The sequence below is a fragment of the Bacteroidia bacterium genome, from assembly GCA_023228875.1.
In the GTDB taxonomy this organism is placed as follows: Bacteria; Bacteroidota; Bacteroidia; order NS11-12g; family UBA955; genus JALOAG01.
This window is the reverse complement of sequence record JALOAG010000003.1, coordinates 186228-211433: the sequence shown is the minus strand read 5'-3', so window position 1 is coordinate 211433 and position 25206 is coordinate 186228. Positions and strand designations below refer to the sequence as shown.

Annotated in this window: 20 protein-coding genes; 7 read left to right on the top strand and 13 right to left on the bottom strand. The window is 37.3% G+C overall.

What is annotated here, in order from left to right:
* Positions 1 to 4 precede the first annotated feature (4 nt).
* The 3 genes from M0R38_05295 to M0R38_05285 form a co-directional block, all read right to left on the bottom strand.
* Entirely contained in the window at positions 5 to 1636 is a 1632-nt protein-coding gene (locus M0R38_05295) for an ATP-binding cassette domain-containing protein (GenBank protein ID MCK9481161.1), read from the bottom strand.
* An 85-nt stretch (positions 1637 to 1721) separates the two neighbouring features.
* The gene (locus M0R38_05290; protein ID MCK9481160.1) at positions 1722 to 2444 is read right to left on the bottom strand and encodes a methyltransferase; all 723 of its coding nucleotides are present in this window, start codon (positions 2442 to 2444) and stop codon (positions 1722 to 1724) included.
* Between the two features lie 47 nt (positions 2445 to 2491).
* Complete coding sequence (locus M0R38_05285; protein MCK9481159.1) at positions 2492 to 3100, bottom strand: NUDIX domain-containing protein; 609 nt, start codon at positions 3098 to 3100, stop codon at positions 2492 to 2494.
* Between M0R38_05285 and pyrE the strand changes: the two genes are divergently transcribed.
* From pyrE to M0R38_05265, 4 genes are read left to right on the top strand one after another with little or no spacing between them, the layout of a single operon-like run.
* Positions 3099 to 3746, top strand: a complete 648-nt coding sequence (gene pyrE / locus M0R38_05280) for an orotate phosphoribosyltransferase (protein ID MCK9481158.1) — start codon at positions 3099 to 3101, stop codon at positions 3744 to 3746. The two genes, M0R38_05285 and pyrE, sit on opposite strands and share 2 nt — an antisense overlap.
* A 10-nt stretch (positions 3747 to 3756) precedes the next feature.
* Entirely contained in the window at positions 3757 to 4806 is a 1050-nt protein-coding gene (ribD, locus tag M0R38_05275; protein MCK9481157.1) for a bifunctional diaminohydroxyphosphoribosylaminopyrimidine deaminase/5-amino-6-(5-phosphoribosylamino)uracil reductase RibD, read from the top strand.
* Positions 4796 to 5410, top strand: a complete 615-nt coding sequence (locus M0R38_05270) for an IMPACT family protein (GenBank protein ID MCK9481156.1) — start codon at positions 4796 to 4798, stop codon at positions 5408 to 5410. The genes ribD and M0R38_05270 overlap by 11 nt, the downstream gene beginning before the upstream one ends.
* Before the next feature lie 13 nt (positions 5411 to 5423).
* Positions 5424 to 6347, top strand: coding sequence for an urea transporter (locus M0R38_05265; protein ID MCK9481155.1), 924 nt, complete (start codon positions 5424 to 5426; stop codon positions 6345 to 6347).
* Positions 6348 to 6365: 18 nt separating this feature from the next.
* Here the strand turns inward: M0R38_05265 and M0R38_05260 are convergent, their stop codons facing one another.
* Complete coding sequence (locus M0R38_05260) at positions 6366 to 7256, bottom strand: cation diffusion facilitator family transporter (protein ID MCK9481154.1); 891 nt, start codon at positions 7254 to 7256, stop codon at positions 6366 to 6368.
* Positions 7257 to 7413: 157 nt separating this feature from the next.
* Between M0R38_05260 and M0R38_05255 the strand changes: the two genes are divergently transcribed.
* From M0R38_05255 to M0R38_05245, 3 genes are read left to right on the top strand one after another with little or no spacing between them, the layout of a single operon-like run.
* Complete coding sequence (locus M0R38_05255; protein MCK9481153.1) at positions 7414 to 10356, top strand: serine hydrolase; 2943 nt, start codon at positions 7414 to 7416, stop codon at positions 10354 to 10356.
* A gap of 55 nt (positions 10357 to 10411) precedes the next feature.
* Entirely contained in the window at positions 10412 to 11731 is a 1320-nt protein-coding gene (locus tag M0R38_05250; protein MCK9481152.1) for a (Fe-S)-binding protein, read from the top strand.
* Entirely contained in the window at positions 11721 to 12506 is a 786-nt protein-coding gene (locus tag M0R38_05245; GenBank protein MCK9481151.1) for a (Fe-S)-binding protein, read from the top strand. Before M0R38_05250 ends, M0R38_05245 begins: the two co-directional genes overlap by 11 nt.
* A gap of 27 nt (positions 12507 to 12533) precedes the next feature.
* Here the strand turns inward: M0R38_05245 and M0R38_05240 are convergent, their stop codons facing one another.
* From M0R38_05240 to M0R38_05200, 9 genes are all read right to left on the bottom strand, one after another.
* A complete protein-coding gene (locus M0R38_05240; protein ID MCK9481150.1) occupies positions 12534 to 13253 on the bottom strand; it encodes an RluA family pseudouridine synthase in 720 nt (239 codons plus the stop codon).
* A 3-nt stretch (positions 13254 to 13256) separates the two neighbouring features.
* Positions 13257 to 14039, bottom strand: a complete 783-nt coding sequence (locus M0R38_05235; protein ID MCK9481149.1) for a 3'-5' exonuclease — start codon at positions 14037 to 14039, stop codon at positions 13257 to 13259.
* Positions 14040 to 14106: 67 nt separating this feature from the next.
* The gene (locus tag M0R38_05230; GenBank protein MCK9481148.1) at positions 14107 to 16050 is read right to left on the bottom strand and encodes a 4Fe-4S binding protein; all 1944 of its coding nucleotides are present in this window, start codon (positions 16048 to 16050) and stop codon (positions 14107 to 14109) included.
* A 2-nt stretch (positions 16051 to 16052) separates the two neighbouring features.
* Positions 16053 to 16784 (bottom strand): SCO family protein, encoded by a 732-nt coding sequence (locus tag M0R38_05225; GenBank protein MCK9481147.1) that lies wholly within the window; start codon positions 16782 to 16784, stop codon positions 16053 to 16055.
* A gap of 52 nt (positions 16785 to 16836) precedes the next feature.
* Complete coding sequence (locus M0R38_05220) at positions 16837 to 18504, bottom strand: cbb3-type cytochrome c oxidase subunit I (protein MCK9481146.1); 1668 nt, start codon at positions 18502 to 18504, stop codon at positions 16837 to 16839.
* Between the two features lie 22 nt (positions 18505 to 18526).
* Positions 18527 to 19447: a c-type cytochrome gene (locus M0R38_05215; protein ID MCK9481145.1), complete on the bottom strand. Its 921-nt coding sequence runs from the start codon at positions 19445 to 19447 to the stop codon at positions 18527 to 18529.
* A 21-nt stretch (positions 19448 to 19468) separates the two neighbouring features.
* A complete protein-coding gene (locus M0R38_05210; protein MCK9481144.1) occupies positions 19469 to 19741 on the bottom strand; it encodes a hypothetical protein in 273 nt (90 codons plus the stop codon).
* Positions 19742 to 19814: 73 nt separating this feature from the next.
* A complete protein-coding gene (locus tag M0R38_05205) occupies positions 19815 to 20558 on the bottom strand; it encodes a Crp/Fnr family transcriptional regulator (protein ID MCK9481143.1) in 744 nt (247 codons plus the stop codon).
* 95 nt (positions 20559 to 20653) lie between these two features.
* Positions 20654 to 25093 carry a translocation/assembly module TamB gene (locus M0R38_05200; GenBank protein ID MCK9481142.1) on the bottom strand — a complete coding sequence of 1480 codons (4440 nt, stop codon included), beginning with the start codon at positions 25091 to 25093 and terminating at the stop codon, positions 20654 to 20656.
* Positions 25094 to 25206: the final 113 nt, after the last annotated feature.

Here is a 25206-nt window from a genome sequence, read left to right as displayed (position 1 = left end):
TGAATTAAGCACTCGGGGCAGAACCATATAGCTCTGTTTTTCTTTGCTGAACCGATTCGTCTTCCAAATATTCATCATAAGTACAAATCTTATCTATGATTCCATTTGGTGTAATTTCAATGATACGGTTTGCCACAGTTTGAATAAACTCATGGTCATGAGATTGAAATACAATTGTGCCTTTATAATCAACAAAACTATTGTTCAACGATTGAATAGATTCCAAATCCAAGTGGTTAGTGGGGTCATCAGCGATGACAAAATTGGGTTGTTCTAACATTAATTTACTCAACATACACCTAACTTTCTCTCCTCCTGATAACACTTTTGCACTTTTAAGTGATTCTTCACCACTAAACAACATTTTTCCTAAGAAACCGCGAATAAAAGTTTCATCTTTTTCTTTTGAGAATTGTCTCAGCCAATCAACAAGGTTTAGATTTATACCTTCAAAATACTTTGAATTGTCATTGGGCAAATACCCTTTCTTTATGGTAACACCATAATGATAGCTTCCGGTTGTCGGCTTCATTTCATCAGCCAACACTTGAAAAAACCTTGTTAATGCAAGAGTGTTTTTAGATAGAAATGCAATCTTATCGCCTTTATTAACAGTGAAATTCACCTTAGTAAACAGATTTTCTCCATCCTGCTTATAACTCAAATTTTCCACTTTTAACACTTGATCACCTGCTTCTCGTTCCGGGATTATAAAAATTGCAGGATACTTTCTGCTCGAAGGTTTAATCTCTTCAATATTCAGCTTTTCAAGTAATTTTTTCCTACTTGTTGCTTGTCTAGACTTAGCAGCATTGGCACTAAATCGTGCAATAAATTCCTGCAGCTCTTTACGTTTTTCTTCTGATTTCTTATTTTGTTCTTGTCTTTGTCTCAATGCCAATTGGCTACTTTGATACCAGAAGCTATAGTTACCTGTAAAGACTTGAATTTTGCTGTAATCAATATCCGCTACGTGAGTACAAACGGAGTCCAAGAAATGTCGGTCGTGACTTACAACCAATACAAGGTTTTCAAAATCAGCTAAGAAATTTTCCAACCAAGCAATAGTATGAACATCAAGGTCGTTAGTCGGCTCATCCATAATCAGGATATCAGGATTGCCAAACAAAGCTTGAGCAAGCAATACGCGCACCTTCTGGTTATTACTTAGCTCGTGCATTGTTTTGTAGTGAAAATCATCTGAAATTCCTAAGCCGTTGAGCAAAGTACCTGCATCACTTTCGGCATTCCAACCTTCCATTTCCGCAAATTTTTCTTCCAACTCTGCAGCACGTACCCCATCTTCATCACTAAAATCAGATTTGGCATATAACGCATCCTTTTCTTGCATAATTGCATACAAATCTTTATGCCCCATAATCACCGTTTGCAACACCTCAAACTGATCAAATTCAAAGTGATTTTGTTTAAGGACGGCCATACGTTTTCCTTTTTCGATATCCACCGAGCCTGTGTTAGGGTCGATTTCACCGGTGATAATTTTCAAAAAAGTAGATTTGCCGGCACCATTCGCGCCTATAATTCCATAGCAATTTCCGCTCGTAAATTTTACATTTACTTCATCAAATAAAACACGTTTTCCAAAACGCAGTGACAAGTTGTTACAAGTAATCATGAATGCCTAATTAAAAAGGGCTGCAAAGTTACTGAAGATTAAGCACAATTCAAAAGAAACACAAAGTCAACAGACGTGTTCTTCTTTACAAATAATAAGATCTCATCAACTCAACAAACTCCTTGGAATAGTTTAAATCAGAATTCCGTATATTGAACTTCCGCTCTTGGAAAGAAAGTGTGTCAGACTCCTTTCCTATTTCCGCAATAAATAACTGAGGTTCTTTATTCGGTGAATTTTGTAGGAAAACCACGTTTCTACACACTAATTGTTGTGCATTACTTGAATGTAAAAACTCTTCAAATCGTCTGTACGGATATAAGCAAAAACATTTGCCATGCGTTTTTAACAACAAGTCAATACATGCCAACAACTCCGTCATACTCAACACACCGTCTTCATGTCGCACACGGTTTCGTTCTGAAACAGGAGATTTTAGATTTGCACGAAAGAATGGAGGGTTTGTAATAATTCCATCAAACCTATAATGATTCGAAGGCTCTTGTGCAAAATCAAGAATATTTTTGTTTACACAATCAATCCTTTTACTCCAAGCAGATTGTTTACAATTTTCAACCAACTCCTCAAATCCCGATTCTTCAATTTCAACTGCTGTATAAGAAGCATTTGGGAACTTTTGCGCTTGCATCAACGTAAGTAATCCCGTCCCCGCTCCTATATCTAAAATTTCACTACAACCTGAAAAGTCAGCCATTGCACCCAAGATGCATGCATCGGTAGTAACCTTCATAGAATTCTTCTTCTGAAGAATTTCAAATTGCTTGAATTTAAAAAATTGATTTGCCATGTCCCTTCTACACACCTATAAAGATAAAAACCTCGTGAACACAATGACTATGAATGAACAAACGAATGCATCAAAAATTTCAAACTACTGTATGATTCTGTTGAATCTTGTAACAAGAAATCCTTACGATCAAAACGCAATTCAGTAATTCCTTCTTCTGTCTGTGGTTTCAAATTTGAGATTTGCCCTGTGATGCTCATTAAAAACCAAAACGTCTCTTTAAGAGCAGGCTTAGATTTAAAATTATAAATATGATATGTATTTGGCAAATCTCTGACAATTTTAAGATTGGTAATCCCACACTCCTCTTCTACTTCTCGTAGTGCAGCATTTTTTATTGATTCATCTTTCTCAATTTTGCCTTTAGGCAAATCCCATAGACCAAATCTCTTTATATAAAGATATTGACTATCGTGTTCAACTATCCCTCCTGCAGCCTGTATATAACAATACTCTTTTTTTAATAGGTGCAATAATTTAATTGGGGATTTTGTAGGAACCTCAAAATGCTCAATGACATCATTGGCTGCATTCAAGCATTTATTTGCCAAAATTTTAAAGCGCGATAACGAGATTTCTATGTTTAAGTTTTGAGCAATCGGCACTAATGAAATCGAAGATTGATTAATGAAAATAGTATAATTTTGTTTGCTCATGACTGACAAAGAAATATCTGCAAAAGTAGCAAATTACTTACTCGAAGTGAAGGCTGTAAAACTTAGTCCCGACAATCCTTTCACCTGGACGTCCGGCTTACTTTCACCCATTTACTGTGACAACAGAATCACCTTATCCTATCCGGAAGCAAGGACTTTTATCCGCGACACATTTGTAACAATCATCAAAAAGTATTTCAAAGATGTTGAATGTATCGCAGGGATTGCCACTGCCGGTATTGCCCAAGGTGCGTTAATCGCAGATGCAATGGGTTTGCCATATATTTACATAAGACCTGAAGCCAAAAAACATGGAATGAAGAACTCCGTAGAAGGCTATTTAAAAGAAGGAGCCAACGTTGTGTTGATTGAGGATTTAGTTTCTACCGGAAAAAGCAGTTTAGCTGCTTTAGAGAATTTACGTGCGAGTGGTGGAAACGCATTAGGGTTAGTTTCAATCTTCACTTATGGCTTTCCTGATGCTCTAGAACGTTTCAAACAGGCATCTTGTCCATATATATATTTAAGCAATTATACAGTTTTGTTGGAAGAAGCGGTTAAATCAGGCTATATTTCAACACAACACAAAGCCACCCTCGAATCATGGAGCAGCGACCCTGCTGCATGGGCTTCTACTCACCAATAAACTTTTGATTGTGGTTCCTTCTCCTGAACAATACATACAACGCGCTATTGACCTTTCGCTCAAAGGTTTAGGGCATACACAAACAAACCCTCTGGTTGGTTGTGTTATTGTTCACAATAACAGAATTATTGGGGAGGGGTATCACAAACAATACGGAGGTGCACATGCAGAAGTGGAGGCAATACAAAGTGTTTCAGGTAAAGACTGTACATTATTAAAAGATGCTACGCTCTATGTAACGCTTGAACCTTGTTGTCATCAAGGGAAAACACCTCCTTGTACTGAACTTATTTTGCAACATCAAATACCCCATGTTGTTATTGCAATGTTAGACCCATATCCAAAAGTGAGTGGCAAAGGATTGGAAATGTTGAAACAAAATGGAGTCAAGGTCGATACGGGGGTTCTAAAAGAAAGAGCCGAGTTTGCCAACCGCAGATTTATTTGCAACCAAGAAAAGCATAGACCTTATGTGATTCTTAAATGGGCTGAAACAAGCAATGGCTTCATGAGTGGGAGCAAAATCAATCAAAAACAAATAAGCGGTTCAATGGCTCAAACTCTTTTACACAAATGGAGGAGCGAAGAATCTGCATTTATGATAGGCAAGAACACTCTACTCCAAGACAAGCCCTTGTTAAACAACCGACTATGGACAGGCAGCAGTCCTGCACGAATCGTCTTAGGCAGTGCTACACAGGAGTTTGGAGCATTGGATTTTTTTTCGCTGTCATTGCCAATTTTTGTCATAGGCAATCAACATAAAATCAGCAACCTGAATGGTGCAACACTTGTCGAGATGGACACATACGAACTCGAGCAGATATTGACTTTTATCTTAAATAAAGGATATAGTTCAGTGGTGGTAGAAGGAGGAAGGAAGTTATTGGACAGTTTCATTCAGCAAAATTGCTGGGATGAAATTCGAGTATTAAAATCAAAAAAAACACAATTTGAATCAGGAATAGAAAGTCCAGATTTACCTAAAAATTTTACTCCACTCTTTCAAGACTTAAAAGAAGACACCTTAACAACCATTTATAATTCGCATGCTGTTTGATGATTCATACAAAGAACCGCAAACCCCTGCAACTTCAAGATTAAACATTAGAGGAAGTAAATTCTACGGCTTTCTTTTTCCAGTAAAATCCGAAAATGAAATCAAAGCACATCTGGAACAGATAAAACAACAATATCCTGATGCAACACATTGGTGTTATGCCTACATCCTCAATATAGACAAGTCCAATCAAAGGTTTAATGATGATGGCGAACCTGCCAATACTGCCGGCAGACCTATACTCCGCCAAATTCAATCCTTAGATTTGACAAATACATTGATTGTTGTTGTAAGGTATTTTGGCGGCAAACTGTTGGGTGTACCCGGATTAATTGAAGCATACGGAGAAACAGCGAAACTTGTTTTACAATCAACTCCATTGATTGAAAAGGCAATTGAATTTTATTACTCAATAAGTTTTGATTTTGTTGATGAGGCACTGGTATGGCAATTAGCAAAACAATACAATGCAAGGGTTCATGAAAAAAATTACGACTCCAAAGGCAATTTTACTTTAGCCGTACCGAAAAAGAATATTCATATTTTTGAAGAAACTGCTAAAAATATGCATAAATTAGAATGGCGGTTTCTCAAACCTGAATAAAACCACTATATTTTTGCATAAAATCAGTACAATCAGCAATTTTAAACTCAATAGCATAACAACAAGACCTACATTCTTTCAGCACTCCATTGATCTTTTGACAATCGTAATGAAAGGTCTCGGACAAATCATGTTACAAGAAAATGCCGTAACAGGCAGCGTATTCTTAATTGGGATTTGTATGGGTTCTTGGACTATGGGTCTGGCAGCTCTAATTGCAACACTTACCGGAACTTTTGTCGCAAAGATGTTACAATTTGACAACACAAATATTGGCAAAGGTTTATATGGTTTTAGTGCGGCTTTGGTAGGCGTTGCACTTACCCTCATGTTTGAACCATCCTTCATTGTGTGGATATTTATCATTATTGGCAGTGCGCTTGCAAGCATCTTGCAGCACTTCTTTATTTTAAAAAAAATCTCTGTATTCACACTCCCTTTTGTTGTAGTAACATGGGGTGCAGTTTACCTGCTCAACTTATTTAGTCCGGAATTGGCAATCTTTCCTGCAATGGAATCAATTGACTCTACAAACGACTTTGCTTTCGCATTTCGAGGTTTTGGTCAAGTTATCTTTCAGAGTTCAGCAATTGCAGGTCTGCTCTTTTTCTGTGCTATCTTCATTCATACTCCGATTGCTGCGCTGTATGGATTAGCTGCATCTGTTATTGCAGCAATGCTATCTTCTGCATTTACTTCACAATATGAAGCGATACAGTTAGGACTATTCAGTTTCAATGCAGTTTTATGTGCAATTGTTTTTGCAGGTAATAAAATTTCAGACGGTTTGTGGGTGTTATGCTCGGTAATTCTTGCAACAACATTCAGTTTATTGATGTCAAAATTTGCATTCATGCAACTCACTTTCCCTTTTGTTATATCAGCCTTTATTACACTTCAATTACGCGCGCTATTTTCAGCTCAAAGTAATGCATAAAATTGAAAAGAGTTCGCATTATTCCTTCTCAAAAGGCTCTATATGGATAAAGACATTGGAAATTTGAGGAATACCTTCCTTTAGTGCATCTTGCAATCTATGCGCAATAGCATGACCTTCTCGAACAGACAAATCTGCATCAACCAAAGCATGCAAATCCACATGATACATCATGCCAATTTTGCGAATAAAACATTTCTCAGTAGCTCTTACCCCCTTCACTTTAATTGCCCTATCACGAATTTTATCAGCCAATTCATCATACAAATGCTCATCCATAATTTCACTCAACGCAGGTCTGAATATTCTGTATGCATTATAAAGGATAAACACCGAAGAGAACAAAGCAGCCCAATCATCTGCAGCTTCATAACCTTTGCCCATGATTAAGGCAATACTGATTCCAATGAATGCAGCAACAGAAGTAATGGCATCGCTTCGATGATGCCAAGCATCTGCTTTGAGAGAACTACTGCCCAACTGCTTGGCTCGCTTTAACACGATTTGAAAAGTAATTTCTTTCCAGATAATAATAGGTGCAAGTACAAACAAGGTAAACAACTTAGGGCTTTCATGAGGAGTATTAATATTGACAATGCATTGATAAGCAATGGCAATTGCGGAAAACACCAAAAAGGCAACAACAGTAAAAGTAATTAACGGCTCTAACCTTCCGTGTCCATAGGGATGATTCTCATCTGCAGGTCTTTGAACATATTTAATTCCAAAAAAGACCAATAATGACGAGAACACATCCGCAGAGGATTCAATTGCATCTGCAATCAGTGCATAAGAGTTGCCAAACACACCGGCTATCCATTTAATCAATGCAAGACATGCATTAGAAAAAATGCTAAAAACAGCAGTTCGCACTGCCATATTTTTTACATGATGAATATTGATAAACATCCCTTCAGAGCAACACGACAAAGGTAGATAAAAACACTTTCCTCTATTAAGAACGTTCACAGTGTTTCAGTCCACAAGTGTTTGCAAGTATTTTTCAGTATAAACTCAGACGGAATAAAATTTGCAAAGTATAAAATCATTACAGATACAAGTATTCATGCGAATTAAACAATCAATCATACTCTCAATTTTATTCATAATTGGTCTTGGCGCAGGTTCCGCAACTCAACATGCTCACAATCAAGAGCCTCCACCTGTGATTAGTCGTACTATCGATGTAAGATGGTATGAGCATACAATAAAACAAATGACACTGGATGAAAAAATAGGGCAATTGTTTATGGTTGCAGCCTATTCAAATAAAGATGAAGCACATACAAAAGAAATCGAAGACTTGATTCGCAATTACAAAATTGGTGGCCTGATATTTTTTCAAGGTAGCCCACTCAAACAAGCATACTTAACAAATTACTATCAAGAAATATCCACATACCCTTTGTTTATTGGTATTGATGCAGAGTGGGGATTAGATATGAGAATAAAGCCAAGCATGAAATACCCTTACCAACTTACGCTTGGCAGTTTGGACAATGACTCATTAATTTATGAAATGGGCAAACAAATCGGACTGCAACTTAAAACTCTGGGGATTCATATCAACTTTGCACCCGTTGCCGACATTAATAACAACCCTGCTAATCCTATTATTAACTTCAGATCATTTGGAGAAAATAAATACAAAGTCGCTGAAAAGGCTTGGGCTTATGCAAACGGAATGCAAGACGTGGGGGTGCTGGCATGCGCCAAACATTTTCCCGGACATGGCGACACAGACTCAGACAGTCATAAAGAATTACCCGTAATACCGTATAGTAGAGAACGATTAGACTCATTGGAATTATATCCTTTTCAATACCTCATTAGACGTGACATTGCAGCAGTTATGCTTGGACATTTGTATGTTCCTTCATTAGACAACCGCCCAAGCAGACCCAGTTCTTTATCTAAAACAGTTGTAACTGACATTCTCAAAAATGAGATGGAGTTTAGAGGGCTTGCAATTACAGATGCGATGAACATGAAAGGCGTACGCAATGCTTTCCCTGCCGGGAAAGGTGAATTAGAAGCATTCTTAGCCGGCAACCATATTATTCTTTTCCCCGAGAACATTCCGTCTGCCATTGAGCAAATCAAAAAAGCCATTAAAGATGGCAGCATTTCCATAGAAGAATTAAACACCCGCGTTATGGAAATTCTGAAATGGAAAGAACGTGCCGGTTTGAGCCACTACAGACCCATTGACATCCAAAGTCTTCAAAAGAATTTATTCCCTTCAGAAGCGGATTCCTTGATTAAATCCATTGCTGAACAAAGTATCATTCTGTTGAAAGATGCCAACGGAATGTTGCCTTTGGGTGCAAACCCAAAAACAAAAATCACATTGATTGTTTTGGGTAATGAACGTCCGGAAGACTACTTTCAAAAAGCAAAGAAAGAATTAGCCAGTGTAGAAGTAATTTTTATCAAAAGAGGCAGCGCATGGGACGCTTATCAAAACATAATAAACAAAAGAACAGAAGGAATGCACTATGTCATTTCAATACATCAACCCAAGATTTGGAACAACAAAAATTATGGTTTTACAGACAATGAAATCAAATTCATGCAAAACATGAACAACCTGTCTCAAAGCACCTTGGTGTTCTTCTCCAACCCTTATATTTTAGACAAGTTCAAAACACTCAAAACTGCTGTCATTGCACATGAAGATGGAATTCCATTTCAATTAGCTGTTATTGACTTACTAAAAGGCAAAATTCCATTCAAAGGTATCATGCCTGTAAGTATAGGAGGTTTTAAATCTGGCGAAGGAAGCAGTATCAAAACCATTGAAAAAACTCAAACAAATCCTACTATAAAAACGGGAGGCTCATCACACAAAATCGATATCAACAAACTGAAATCCATTGACACAATTGCCATGGAATTAGTTTCAAAACATGCAGCACCCGGTTGTAGAGTGTTAGTGCTCTATAAAGGCAAAAATATCTATGATTTAAGCTACGGTTATCACACTTACGACAAAAAAGAACCTGTTAATCCTTATGATCTTTACGATTTGGCTTCTGTAACCAAAGTTGCCGCAACCACTTTGGCTGTTATGAAACTCTATGAGGACGGAAAATTAAAATTAGATGACAAAATCAGTAAATACTTAGTGTGGACGCGCAAAAGCAACAAAGAAAACATCACTATCAGGCAACTCTTACTCCATGAATCCGGACTACCCGCTTGGCTCCCATTCTATAAAAACACCTTAGGGGTGATGTTTGACAGCTTATATAAAAAACGGGCTGACGACATGTACTGTGTGCCCGTTGCTGACAGGCTTTTCATGAACAGCGACTATCGCTATGAAATATATACACAGATTGTGGAAGCCCCATTGGGTCCTAAGAAGTATGTATATAGCGACTTAGGGATGATTTTACTCAAAGAAATAATTGAACAAGCTTCCGGAGAACCTTTTGAATGGTTTCTACATGAAAATTTTTACGGTCCAATGGGTTTAGACAACATTACATTCAACCCATTGTGCTGTTATGACAGAGACCGTATGGCTCCAACGCAATATGACCAAACATTTCGCATGCAACTTGTGCAAGGTTATGTTCACGACCCTTGTGCTGCAATGTTTGGCGGTGTATCTGGACACGCAGGATTATTTTCGACTGCCTATGATTTAGCTGCAATCGGTCAAATGTTGCTCAATGGTGGTGAATATAATGGAACCCAAATATTAAAACCTTCAACAATCAAGTTATTTACAAGTAAACAAAGTAGTATATCACGCAGGGGACTAGGCTTTGACCGACCTGAATTTGTAGCAAAACTTTCTCCTTCTTCTAAATTAGCTTCTGAAAAAACATTCGGACATACCGGCTTTACAGGGACTTGTATTTGGGTTGACCCTGAATACGATTTAGTGTATGTATTTTTGTCTAACCGAATCTTTCCGGACGAAGAAAACAAGGAACTGATTAAAGGCAATTATAGAACAAGGATTCAAGACCTTATTTATAATGCTTTTATATACTGATGTTAGTCAAAATGAGCGTTTTTTTTCTCTATTATTGAACCCAAAATAAATCCACATGCAGGTTTTATCTCAAATTATCTTTATTCTCATTCTTGGAGTAGGGATTTATTTCTTCTACAAGAGTATCCGCAGAATTGTTCGCAACATTCATATAGGCAAAGACATTGACCTAAGCAACAACAAAGCAGCACGATGGAAAAACATGCTTCGATTTGCAGTTGGTCAAGGCAAAATGACCAAGATTAAGCCCATTGCCGGTATTTTACACGTATTTGTTTATTTAGGTTTTGTTTTGATCAACATTGAGGTTCTCGAAATCATCATTGACGGAATTGCCGGCACTCACAGAATTTTCAGACCTATTCTGGGTAATTTATATGATTTCTCAATCGGGTTCTTTGAAATTCTGGGTGTATTGGTTATCCTATCTTGTGCAGTATTCTTATTCAGGAGAAACCTTATGCATATTTACCGATTTCGCTCACCTGAACTCAAAGGCTGGCCCTTTTTGGATGCCAATGTAATCCTAATAGTAGAAATAGTTCTGATGGTAGCATTATTGGTTATGAACGCTGCCGATCAGGCATTTCAGCAAGACACAAATATGCCGGTAAGCAGTTTTCTGGCTCCCATGTTTCAAAACATGAGCGCAGCAACAGCACACATTTGGGTGCAGACAGCTTGGTGGTTCCATTTTGTAGGAATATTATGGTTCTTAAACTATGTTCCTTACAGCAAACATTTGCATATTATCCTTTCTTTTCCAAATACATACTATACTAATTTAGAGCCTAAAGCAAAGTTCAAAAACAATGAATTAGTATCAAATGAAGTCAAGGCAATGTTAGACCCTTCATTCACGCCACCCACTGTAGAAAACCCCAGATTTGGAGTCAAGGATGTGGAAGATTTGACTTGGAAGAACTTACTTGACGCATACTCTTGTACCGAATGTGGACGTTGCACCTCTGTTTGCCCTGCAAACACAACAGGTAAACTACTCTCTCCCCGCAAAGTAATGATGGACACAAGGGACAGATTGGAAGAAGTAGGAAAAATCAAAGAAGGAATTTTGCCTGAACCCGCTGAGCCTAAAGATTTACACACCTATATTACCAAAGAAGAATTAATGGCTTGTACTACATGCAACGCTTGTGTTGAGGTGTGTCCGATTAATATCAACCCAATGGAAATCATTGTTAACATGAGGCAGTATTTAGTAATGGAAGAATCAAATGCACCTCAAGAGTGGAACATGATGTTCAGCAATATTGAAAACAATGGCGCTCCATGGCAATTCGCACAAAGCGAAAGAGCCAACTGGACCATAGAACTTGAAAACGAAGACAAACAAAGCAATCAAAATGAAAGTTAGAACATACGCAGACTATATAGCAGCAGGTGAAACACCCGAAATCCTTTTCTGGGTGGGTTGTGCAGGCAGTTTTGACCAAAGGGCACAGCGTGTAACTAAGGCTTTTGCCAAAATTTTAGAATATGCCGGAGTGAAATTTGCCGTGTTGGGTAACGAAGAAAGTTGTACAGGCGACCCTGCAAAGAGAGCCGGAAATGAATTTTTGTTTCAACTACAAGCGAGCAATAATATAGCTGTACTCAATGGATATGAAGTAAAAAAAATCGTAGCTACCTGTCCTCACTGTTTTAATACTATAAAGAATGAATATCCGGCTTTAGGTGGCAACTACGAAGTACTGCATCATACACAATTCTTGCAAAGCCTTATCAACGAAGGGCGATTAAAGATTAAAGGTGGCTTTTACAAAGGCAAAAAAATTACCTATCATGACAGCTGTTATTTAGGTCGCGGAAACGGCATATATGAAGCTCCTCGTGAGGTTATAGCAAAACTTGAGGCTGACCTTGTAGAAATGAGAACATGCAGGAGCAAAGGCATGTGCTGCGGAGCCGGTGGCGCACAAGTGTTTAAAGAATCTGAAAAAGGAAATAAAGATATCAATACTGCAAGAGTTGAACAAGCTGTTGAAACGGGTGCAACCATTGTTGCTTCAAATTGTCCTTTCTGTATGATTATGTTGCAAGACGGTGTAAAAGCATGTGGTCAAGAAAACAATATGAAGATTATTGATATTGCAGAATTAATTGCAAAGGCTGAAGACTTGATTGATTAAAGCACAATCAAAGCTGCAACACTTGCATTAAACATCATATCTTCTCAATATTTTCAAAAGTGCTTCCAATTCCTTGCTTAAAGGGCATCGCACCTCAATTCTTCTACCATCTATACTATCAAAAGACAAACCAGAAGCGTGCAATGCGATTCTTTCTATAATAGGACTTTCTTGTTCTTCGCTTTTTGAAAGATGAAAGTGGTGTTTGATTTTGGACAGCAAAGGAGCTTCTCCTCCATACAATGTATCGTTCACAATAGGATTGTTTTGTTCGGAGAGATGTACCCTAATTTGATGCGTACGTCCTGTCAATGGTTTACATTCTATAACAGAGAAATGCTTGAACTGCTCAATAGTTGAAATTATTGTTTGTGCTGTCTTTCCATAACGATGTGAAATGCGGACACGTTTAGAACCGGTCATCAGAGGCAAATCGATGGTCAACTTATCAAAACTTGATGTCCCATTGCAAATGGCGGTGTATGATTTTTCAACCAATCTTTTTTCAAACAAAATGGCAGCATGGCGATATGCCTCATTATGTTTGGATGCAAGCAAACATCCTGAGGTTTCTTTATCTAATCTATGGCAAAGCTGAGCATCGGGAAAATCCATTTTTAACAATCGCAAAATGGAAGGAACGGTAAAAACATGTTCATCTAAACTTGCAACCCCTGATGGTTTATCAATTACCAGATAATTTTCATCTTCATAAATGATAGTGAGACGTTGATTCTTCTTTGCCATGTTTTAATTTACTGCACTATTATCATTCATCATTTCTAAGCGAAGTCGAGTAATTACCTTTTTTGTTTGCATTGAAAAATCGGAATTCATAATCCAATCATAATAGGAAGGTTCTTTCATAAACACTGTCTTCACTTCCTGTCCTTTGTATTTACCAAAGTTAAATACAGGAACCTTACTCCCATTGAGCACTACTCTACCTGACAAATCAAGTGTTTCTCCATTAGAAGTAAATGCGGATAACCCTGCAACAGTTTTTGACAACTCCTGATACTTTTCAATTTGCGCTTCCAAAATTTCCCAAGTAGCTCGTGTGTCAGCAGCTGCCGAATGAGCCCCATCTAACTCCTTTTTACAATAGAACATATAAGCTGCGGACAAGTTGCGGGGTTCCAATTTATGAAAAATCCTTTGCACATCAATAGTTTTACGCTTTTCAATATCCAAATCAACTCCGGCTCTTCCTAATTCTTCCATCAGCATAGGAATATCAAACTTATCAGAATTAAACCCGGCTAAGTCTGCATCACCAATAAACGCCATGATTTCTTTTGCTTTGTCTGCAAACAATGGTTCATTTGCCACCATCTCATTGGTAATACCATGGACAGCAATAACTTCTGCGGACATGACAAGCTGAGGGTTAAAGCGTTGCAGATACTCCTCCCTGCTGCCATCCGGTTTGATTTTAAGCAAAAATAGTTCAACAATTCTATCTTTTATAAAATTAACTCCTGTACTCTCAATATCTAATACAATGAGACTTCTCTTTAACTGAATATTCACAAGGCAAAGATAGAGAATTACTACTCTACGATTTATCTAAAAAAAACAGGAATGTAATGAGGACAATCTATTTTACTTCATGTAAAGCTCCATCTTTAAAAATAACAAAAGTCCCATCTCCTTCCTTTAACGAAATGTTATCAATTCTGTAGCGAATTTCAGGGAAGGCGACTTCATGCATCTCAACATCCACAGCATCTTCATCAAGAACCAATTGAGAATAAATAAACATGGCGATATCACTCCGCACCCCACGTGGCTTATAAACCTTTTGGTACAGCATCTTTTTATCTGCGGATGAATAAATATTCAAAACCACATCACTGCGTTTTTTGACTACCGGAGCCAATGTTCTCATGTGTGCAGCACCCGATGTACTTTGTTCATATTCTTCAGGACTTGAGATATATTTAAAGTTTACAATCAATGTTTTCTCTTTAGGATTAAAGAAATGAATAGTAGTGCTACTCAATGGAATCATCAATGCAAAAAAGAGTGTCATCACCAATACTGATAAAATGGGGCGTTTCTTTTTGTTATCGGCTACTTCGGGTTCATTATACCCTCCATTTGACTCTTGCCCATGTGAAAATGCAGCCAGTCTCTCTTTTGAATATTGAGTAAGCGTAAACAACTTAACATTACTTGCATCATATTTTTTAGAGAACAAAGGCGGTCTTTTGCGTGAAAACCTATTGACTGTCCATGTTTTTCCTAATCTATAATAACAATCTTCGCAACTCAAGAGCGCAACTTTCTTTGTATTATTATCCAACATATCTTGAACTTCTCTAGGATAAACACTGCCAATACAAGGCACTCTATAATGCGTAATATTTAAATCTTGAGGCAATTCAGGCTCCGGAAAATAGCTGCAACTGAACAAAGTAACATCAGTTCTCAAGTACTCGACTCCAACATGTAATTGAGGGAAAAGTGAATGTGTGATTGCATGTTCCTTGCAAGAACCAATACAAATATTACAACCCACACACTTGTCAGGAGATAAAATAGCCTTTCTTTCGCCATTTCTATCCATCATGTCTATTGCTTCATAAGGACAGTCATAGGAGCAAAGGTTGCAACCATCACATAAATCCAAATCAATCTGCACCGGAGCATTATCTTTTCTTTTAAAAATAAATGGGATACAAGCTAGAAACAAACCTGAAACAATGAGATAAACCCAATTCATGTTAATGCTTGACACCTTCATAAAATAATAACCGAAATAATAATACCAATCAAATGTCGTCTGAGTGGGCAGATAAGACATTTGAGCAGGTGGGTCACTTTTTACAGGAAACACTAATGAAATGACGGTTAATGCAATCAAAGTATAAAGTGTGAGTTGCTTAGGAGGGAATATCTTTGGCTTGGAAATGCGCATTACATGTATCCAAATAATAAATACAGTAAGCAATGACAAGGCAATGTGTCCAAACACCGTAACCTTGAAAAAACCTCCAACCGTATTCAAATCATTCATCAAAAATGCTCCGGCAATAGAAGGGTCAAAAATTGGCAAAGCCGAAAAAAGTTTTGCAGTCAGATATCCGGTCAACTTAGCTTTTTGGTCCCAAACCAAAATAAAGCCCGTAATCCCAATAATCAATACAACCATAATAGAAATCGTTCCGCTAATCCATGACACCAACCTTTTAAACTTAGATGTTAGCAAGGTATGAATAAAATGGAGTGTCATAAATATCATTAACAAATCAGAAGAATATCTATGCACAGTTCGCATGTATCCATTAAAAACATTAGCAGATAAAGCATCTACTGACTCCCACGCTAATCGAGGATTAATGTTATAAAAAATAAAGACATAAATTCCCGACACACAAGCAATTGTGAACATAATAACTGCAATACCTCCAAGATGATAGAGGGGATTTAGTTCGGTAGAGAAAATTTTGCCAAATAGGGTTGCGAATTTTTGAAAAATCTGATGTCCGTGTGTATGTATATTTTTTTGATTCGAATCTTCTGATTGAGGTTTATTCATGATTAATTGATAATAAAGGATTTAATAAACATTCTGGTAACGAGAAAAATAATAAGCAGACCGGCAGTGGTTCCGATAACAAACCGCCAATCAACTTTATACGTTTGTAATAAAGGGTCATATTTGAGACACCTAAGATAAAATCCTGTAAAAAGTCCGGGACGCACTTTCTTAGCTTGAGCTTCCATCACAGAGATTTTTAGATCTTTAACAGAGGGACTAACACCGTAAATGTAGCGAGATATTGCTCCGTCCGGGGTAAGTACCACTAAAATAGGTGGATGATTATATTCATTTGTTGCAGGTATGAAATCATATTCCACTCCTATTGAAGTCATAAACTTTCTAATATTTTCGGGTGATGCGGAGAGTGCACGCCAATTTGTCCCGTCCAGTATCCAGCGGCTTTCATAGACTGCAAGACTTTTTGGGGTCTCAGTACTATCAAAAGAAAAACTTATCACACTATAATCCTTGCCCAAGCCCTCTAAATCCTTTACTACATTTTGGACTCCGCTAGTAACAATGCCGCAGATTGAATAGCAACGAGTATAAACAGGTGAAATAATAATAGGCTTGTCATTCAATAAGGACGAAAAATACAGCATTTCACCTTTGGAATTAAACATGGGAATATCTGCTACCTTTTGCGCAAGATACTTCTTCTCGTTTGGCAAATTAAAACTACTTGTCAAAAGCCAAACAAACACCAAACACACAATCAGTTTCCTCATAAACCAAGTTTAAAAGAAGGGTTATTGCAAACACAACAACCCTTCCAAGTTATTAATTAACGTTCCATGTTGCAGCCAGCCATTTCCAATTCAGGAAGAAGAGTGCAAGAAAGACTAACAAGAATAAGAAAGTCAGCACAAGGGTACCTGGAGCTTCAAAGCCCTTATGCGGTTTGCCTTCTGGAGGAAGCGGTGAAATTGTAAGCTGCATATCTTGTGGACCATTCACTTTGGGACCCCAGAATACAGAAAATACAACAATCAAAATCCAAATCAGAGTAGCAAGGAATGCAAGTACACCACCCAACATTGTAATCACCCAGAAAAAGTCAACGGCAGGGTTAAAATTGTGTGTAAAAGGACCGCCTGAGAATGTATTGTCCCAATGTCTTCTTGGCACTCCAAGTTGTCCAAGAACAATCATACCAATAGAAAGCATCGCAATGCCAATAAAGAACAACCAAGGTTGCCATTGGGCAAGTTTAAAACCAACAATCTTCCTTCTAAAAATGAGAGGAATTAAATAGTAAGTAATACCCATAAAAGTCAATGTAGTACCAATTACCACAGTGCCTTTAAAGTGTCCGGGAATTGCAATAGTATTATGTACAATAATGTTGGTTTGCTCCATTCCAAAAATAACACCTGTAGTTCCGCCAATAAAACCAAAACCAATAATTGCTAAAATAACTGCAGAAAAGGCAGGATTTCCCCAAGGGGCTTTTGCTAACCATTGGAACAAACCTTTATTGAATCCCCATTTGCGTTGAGCCACCTCAAAAGAAGAAGGAACAGCAAAAGCGTGAATCATGGAAGCAAGCACAGCAAGGTACATTGCATAACTGGTATTCCATACCTTCCACGCACTACTTACTCCGGGGTCAGTCAACAAATGGTGAGCAGATGCCAAACAGATAAATAAAATGTAAAGTACAAAAGCAGAACGCGACACCTTTTCATTAATAGATGTCCCCCCCACCGTTAAGAAGGAAGTCATATACCAAATGGACACCATTGCAGCCACGTTAATTTGTTGTGAAGAATGGCCTAAGCCCCACCAAATCAATTTATACATTGCAGGGTCAACATTTTCAATCAAACCTAAAGACCACAAGAAAGTAGGAATATAGATTAGCGCACCTGAAGCCAATGTAATAACTGCAATAATTGCGGCTGTCATAAGTCCATAAGCCACTAACGGCATTGTTTCGCCATAGGTCTTCTCACGTCTTGCAATCATTAGATTACCAAAAAACAATATGACACCAATCAAAGCACCCACAGCAAATAAAATAATTCCGAGATAATAGAGCGGATGTGCTTTAAGAGGAGTATATGAAGTCAACATGACATCTGCTTTACCCATCAGGATGATCACATTTGACATCACTAATCCGGCTACCATAAGTGCAAATGCCCACCACCCTGTTTTTGGGGAACAGAATCGGGTGTTTAAAATGACTGTCGAGCCAAAGTACAAGCCGGCAATTTCAAAAAATATAATCCAAAATATGAGCGCATTCAAACCATGGAATGTTACCAAACGATAATACCACTCCGCACCCAATAAGTGAATGGGTTGATATCTTGTAAATACTAATAAAAGCGCGGCAACAACCGCCATCAACAATGAAATGACAGCAAAAACCGCATTGTATCGGATAAGTTTTTCTGACCTTAGGTCAACTTTAAATCCGGTTATATCACATGTTCTAAACATAATTTTTAATTTTTAAGAGGGGTTATTTAATTGATTTAATAAAAGCTGTTATCTGCTGTATCTCCATATCAGTCATTTGAGTAGGAGGCATCATCGTGTTTTCAAAACCGATTGTAATTTTCTTTTGAGGTTCTCTGATTGATTCGCTGATGTAAGCATCATCAACAACCACAGTCGATTTCTTGCCATTTTCCTTAATATCTTCAGATTTACCATACAATCCCTTCCAAGAAGGAGCTAATAAAACAGAGCCGTCCGTGCTGTGACAACCTACACAACCTTTAAGATTGTATAATTGTTCGCCTAAGGTAATCATCTGTTCTTCAGACAAAGGTTTATCTTCACTCACCTCAATGATTGGAGCCGGAGTTTTCAAAAACTTATCATAGCCAAACTGTGCAAGTTCTTCCTCTTTTTCGATTACAATAATTTTCCCAATCATTGTATGGTGTCCGATGCCGCAAAACTCATTACACACAATCTTAAACTCTCCTGTTTCTGTTGGAGTAAATTTTAATACATAGTCATAGCCCGGATAAATCTGAAAGTTCATATTAACCGGTTGCAACGAAAAACCATGCACCAAGTCTTTGGAAGCGATATGAAAATTATAAGATTGATCTTTAATTAAAATCATGGCAGGACTAAATCTCCACATTTCTGCCAATAGGAAAACATCACTGTTTGGCTCAGGGCGAACAACCGGCACACCGTTATCCATGCCCACCATATTGCGTTTAATATAGGCTTCGCTCAGCCTTGCAAATTCAGTTGTTGTAGTACGATAAGTAATGCTTGAAGGATTTTGTTTGCCATACACGTGCCACAAAATCATCCATACAAACATTGCAATGCAGAGGATAAGCGCGATTACCATCCACATTTTTTCATCTTTAGAGACCTTCGTGTCGTACCAACCTTCTTTTGGACTTAATAGACTCATAGTTTAAATTTTTTTAGATGATTATTTAATAAGATTCTGTTTGATTTCATCCGGAATTGACGGAAGATTTGATAATTCCATAACTCCCCATAAAAGGTAGAAAATGGCGTAAATAGTAACCCCTAAGAATAATAATAGCATAAAATCATCCATTATCATTCTGTAAAAGGGAACTTTCTTTTGTTCTTGCTGTTGTTGTTCTTGTTCCATGTTGATTGATATTTTATAAGTAAATATTGAGAACTCATCGGCAAAGCTATTTTCGCAACGGATGAACAGAGCATAAAACGGCATAAAAATGTATCAAAAAATACGAAAACGTATTTTTTGAATCTCAAATGAAGAAAATAAGAAAGGGGAAAGGGGGTTACACAGCGCTATTGGCTATTTCATCATAATTTGTACCGGTAGAAAGAGCTAACAGACCTTTGACATTCAAATATTGAAATTTCTTGGCTTTACATTTAATTAAGCCTTCTTTTTCAAAATCTTTTAAAATTTTAGAAACTTGCTCCTTGGTGGTGCCTATCATATCAGCAATATCTTGTCGCTGAAAATTAATTTTAAAACTTTGATACTCTCCCTCATATTGATAGACTTCAGCCAACATTAACAAGGCTTCAGCCAGATTTTCTCTCACATTTTTAATAGCCAAATTAACGGCTTTCATTTCTGCAAATTGTAATTCTTCTATAGACTTGTCTAAAATTTCTTGTCTTAGCACAGATGATCGGGCTACGATGTTTTTAAAGACAATGTTAGGCACATAGCAATAAGCGACTTCCGAACCGGCTACTGCAGAAAATGTGTGATGTTTATGTTTTTCGTTGAGGTTGATACGACTTCCAAGAATGGAACCTTTACCTACGACCCTAAGAATCAGAGGTCTGTTCCCCCTGCTCATTGATTCAATTTTAATAAATCCTTCTTTGATAAAATATACACCTTTAATCTCATCTCCCTTGACAAAGAGTGCTTCACCTTCTTTTAACACACCGCAAATTTTAAATGTGCTGAGAGTTTGCAAGGTTTCATAATTACAGTTTTTCAAGATTGAACAATCTCTTGATTTACAGTGGATACAATCATATCTAGAAAAATCAATTTCCATAAATGGCGCTTCAATCTTGCAACACAAAAGTAAGAATAAAAAGGAATTTCAGCCTATAAAACAATGAAAACAAACACTGATTTTCTAAATGCTCCTCATGACATGAAAAGTTCCTCCTCTTTCACAAAACATATCGTAAGGAAATTCAGCTTCACAAGAGACATCTCAATTCCCAATGATAGACTGGCTTTGTTTGTATTATTTTTATAATCCATGAAAGAACCTTTGAACGAATCTTTGGGTGCAACAGTATCCGGACGGGAAACGGGCAAAGTGTCCACTCTTTGCCACTTTCTCAGGCTATTAAACTCCTTTCTATAATACACCCCAAAACCAAAGGTATTAACCGGTGCTGCAGCAATATTCGCATCACTATAGATGGATTGATTTTTTGAAAACACTTTCAACCTGACTCTGCCATCTTTTGCAGCCAAATATTCCATGTTAAAACTGTTGTTTGCATACCCAAACTGTGTGGTACCGTAAGTAACATCAATTACAAAGCGATTATTGGCGAACTTCCTCCCTAACTTAAAAATCATATCCGCTCGTTGGTCCGGTGTAACATTCGTCATACTAAAATCTACCAACCACCTATCGTCAATCTGCGACAACCAAGCATCAATCTGGCTTGAAATTAAGTCTGCAATACCATTGTTCACCATTGAACGTGGGTTAAGCGCCAAATTCCCTATATCGGTTGAAACAAAAGTAGGTGTCATAAAGCTACCAAATACCAATAAACTGAATACTTGACGACTTACCTCGTCATAATCTCCTTGAATCCTTTGGAGCACACTGGATAGTTCACTCATTCCTTGGTCTGCCAAATCAGGTATTTGCAATTCAAAAGTAATATCGGGAGAAAATAAATTGCCTTTAATCTTAATCTCACTTCGAGCTTGAACCATAGTGAGTGATTGGCTGGAGCCACTGCTTCCTGACGATCTGCCCAGTAATGGATTGGGCGAAACTTTTTGAATATTGTAGGTAACGAGGTTGATGGTGGCTTGCAGAGGATCTCCATCCCACTTAATAGTCCCTCCTTTCTCAATAAAAAAACGTTTGTTCACCATGTTATTAAAAGCAACAAAATTGTAATCCCCTCTGTCAACTACAATTCCTCCACGCATTGTGAACACATCATCTTCTCCAAGTTCCATAGTGATACGCCCGCTTCCTGCACCTTTGATTGTCTCACCGGTTTGTTCGTCCAACACAAGCTGGAGTTCCATGTCCGGTGTAATTTCCATTTCGATTAACATGGTATTCAAGAATCCTACATCTAACTGTTTTTTGACCGCAGTATCTTGAGTATGGGATTTAAAAGAGATATAAGATACAGGACCTGCAGCCTCTGTGCTTCCAATAGGCATAATAATTAACGAACCGGGTCTTGATTTTGCCTTCATTGAAATATTAAACTTTTCAAAAGTTCCAAAAATTACAGCGTTTCCATCTGCATAGGCATTTCCGTAATACAAGTCATTGTCTTTGCGCGAGGTTCCTAATACATGAAAGTCCTTTAGATTATCTATCTTCACGTTGTAATTCCATTTGTGAAAATTGGAGTGATTTAGAACTCCGGTAATATTGCCAACTTTCCCTTTATCATCCTTGATTGTAGAGCCCTGATCAAGGGTGATTTTGTTTTGCTCTACGATTACTTTGGAATTAATAACAAATGGGACTTTTAAGTAATCTATAACAAAACTCACATCCTTTGCATAAAGATTTCCATTCAGAATAGGATTTGAAGGCACACCTGTTATGAGTACACTACCTCCTACTTGACCTTTTAACCCTGAAATTCCTTTAAGAAATTGACCAAAAATAGACACATTGGATTGTGGCATTCCTAACATCAAGTTCAGTTCATCAAACTTTTTAGCATTACCAATCGTCCCGATTAGGCTAACACCATTAAAAATACCACTTTTGATTTCACAATTTATTTCATTTTGGTAGGCATTAACCCTTGTTGTTTTAAGTGCAATGGTGCCTACAGTATCTGAATTCAGTGCAAAATTTTGGATACTGATATCAGACACAATTTCTAACATTCCATTCTCCTTGGGTCTAAAGTCAATATTGCCATTGCCTTCACCAAAGAAATTCGGATAATTATCAGGGATAAACCCATTGATATTCTCAATCTGAAACTTATGCAAACTCAAAGTAGTTTTTCTACTTCCAACAGAACCAACATATTCTGCTTTTACACTCTCTTCGCCATTATAAAGTTCGATTGGGTACAATAAAAACTCTGAACCTAACATAATACCGGAAGTATCTTTAAGATTCCAAGTTTTGCCTTGCAAATCCAACACAACATCTTCTATTGACAAGATTGCTTTATGCAAAGAGTGGAAAGAAAATCGGCCTTTGTTCTGCAAGGTAATAGCATCGGCAATATCTTTTGCAAATAATTGGTAGGAAATCAGGTTTTCAACCACAACAGCATCCACTATTACACTATCCGCTTTGTATTTGACTCCATCAAAGAAAATGCTTGACGACACTTTAAGCGTCATATCTTTCTCCTCACCTTTCCTTGCCCTAAGATTGATATTTCCAAAATTCACTCCTCCCACAACAAGCCTGTCAAGTGAAGTTCTTAACCCAAAAATCTTCTTTTGCGAATTAAAAGCACCTTGTATTTTACCTCTGCCAACTTCTAACCCAATATCAAAAAGTGTGGCAACCTTATTCATTTCTTTCAAAGAAATTGAGAAATCAATTCTTTCAGCGGGTGTTTTCCGTTTAGCCGGACTCACAATACCAGGCAACAGGTTGGATATAAAATTTTGAAATGCATCAGGCAAAATTTTAAAATTATATTGTCCTTTGAGTTCAATATCAGCCAAATCACTTACTAATGATACATTCCGCTTCTCGCCATCAAAATCCGCAATTACATTAAAATCATGAATGGCAAAACGTTTATCACCTCTATAGACTTCAATCCCTTTGGTATGGAGCATACCTGTAATTTTATCAATATCAAATCCCTTTGTACTAAGCAACATATTGCCCTTGAAGCCTGACTCTATCGTGTCCAGCCCAAGCGCCTTGAGATTCATGTCATAAATCTGCATTGTAAAATCAGACATCTCTTCGTGGGCTTTCATATCAATAATACCATCGAAGTCAAGTTTCAAATTAGGATCCTTTACGATAGCTTTCCCTTTAAACAAAGACTGCGTAAAATTCCCTTCAACCTTAATTGCTTTATAGGGATAACCATATATTTGGATTTTTGCAATATCTCCATGAATATCAAATGAAAACTTATCCGGTTTCAATCCAACGCCATTATGCAAATGAGCAGCTAACTCAACTTGCCCAACATTGGGATTCGCAATAAACTTACCCAGATTAAATCCTTGTGATGTAATCTTACCCGAATAGAGTGCGTCTTCAATACCATTTCTAAAATCAAGGTTAATATCGGTTTTAACAGACCCTAATTCAGTGCCAACCAATCCAAATGCCACAAAGTTGTTGTAGAATCCATTCATTCTCCCTGTATATTCAATGTATCCCAAACGATTCAAATCCGGAGGCATATCAGCAATATCCAGGATTTTAAAAAGTTCTTTTGGCACAGAATGCAGTTGCTCAATAGTAAAATTCAAGTACGTGTTTTGAATGTCCGGTAAACCGGTAAAATCAAACTTGCCTTTCAATGTCGTATTATCTAAACTCGTAATATTTACATTACGACATTTCATTCTTGCAATAGTGCCGGTAACATCTCCTTCTATTTTGAATTCTGATTTCTCAAATATTTTTAAGCCTGAGCCAAAAGGCAGCAAATCTTTGATTGCCAAAAAACTATTCGTAATATCGCCCTTCATTTGGACTTTTTGAACAAAATCAGCCAATTCAGGGAAGCCATCGTAGTTAAAATACAAGGAATTTCCTACGCTTGAGTTAGGTGTTTGCAAACGAAGATTATCAAACTCAAGTCCTTTATCATAAATTCTTGAATCAGCTTCAAAGTGTTCTACCACCAAACCGGACCTTTCTTCTGTACTTAAATGTTTGGCTATAAAATTCAGAGAATCTCCTACTATCTTGAATTTCTCTAACTCGCCATTAATCTTATTAAATCTGATATCATGTGAATTAAACACATTGGGAACAAGCTCACCTGCTAAATCTTCATCAAACTGCCTAAAGCGAGTATTCTCAAATTGAATTTTATCAAAATAAATTGTCCAAATAGGACGATTCAAAGGAATAGTGTCATATCGATGAGGACTTAGATAGTCAAAGAAGAATTTATGGTTTGCATATCGCTCACCTGAATGTGTGCCAAAATTAATATAACCATTTTTGATGCTAATTTTTCCAATACCAACATAATGCTTAAATATATTAATACTTCGTAGACCTACTTTTACCTCACCTAAATAAAACAGTGTATCCCCTTTCTGATCTGGCACAAATGCATCTTTGAGACTAATCGTATTAGGTAAAGAAAAAGCAAAATCAGAAAAGCTGAGCTCAACACCCAAATCTTGTGACACGCCATTTACAAACTTCTTCAGTACAATATTTTGAAAAGTTTTTGTATTTAAGAAAATAAACAAAAGCACAAGCAAAGACAGAAAGACAATCAAAGTCCAACGCAGTATTTTTC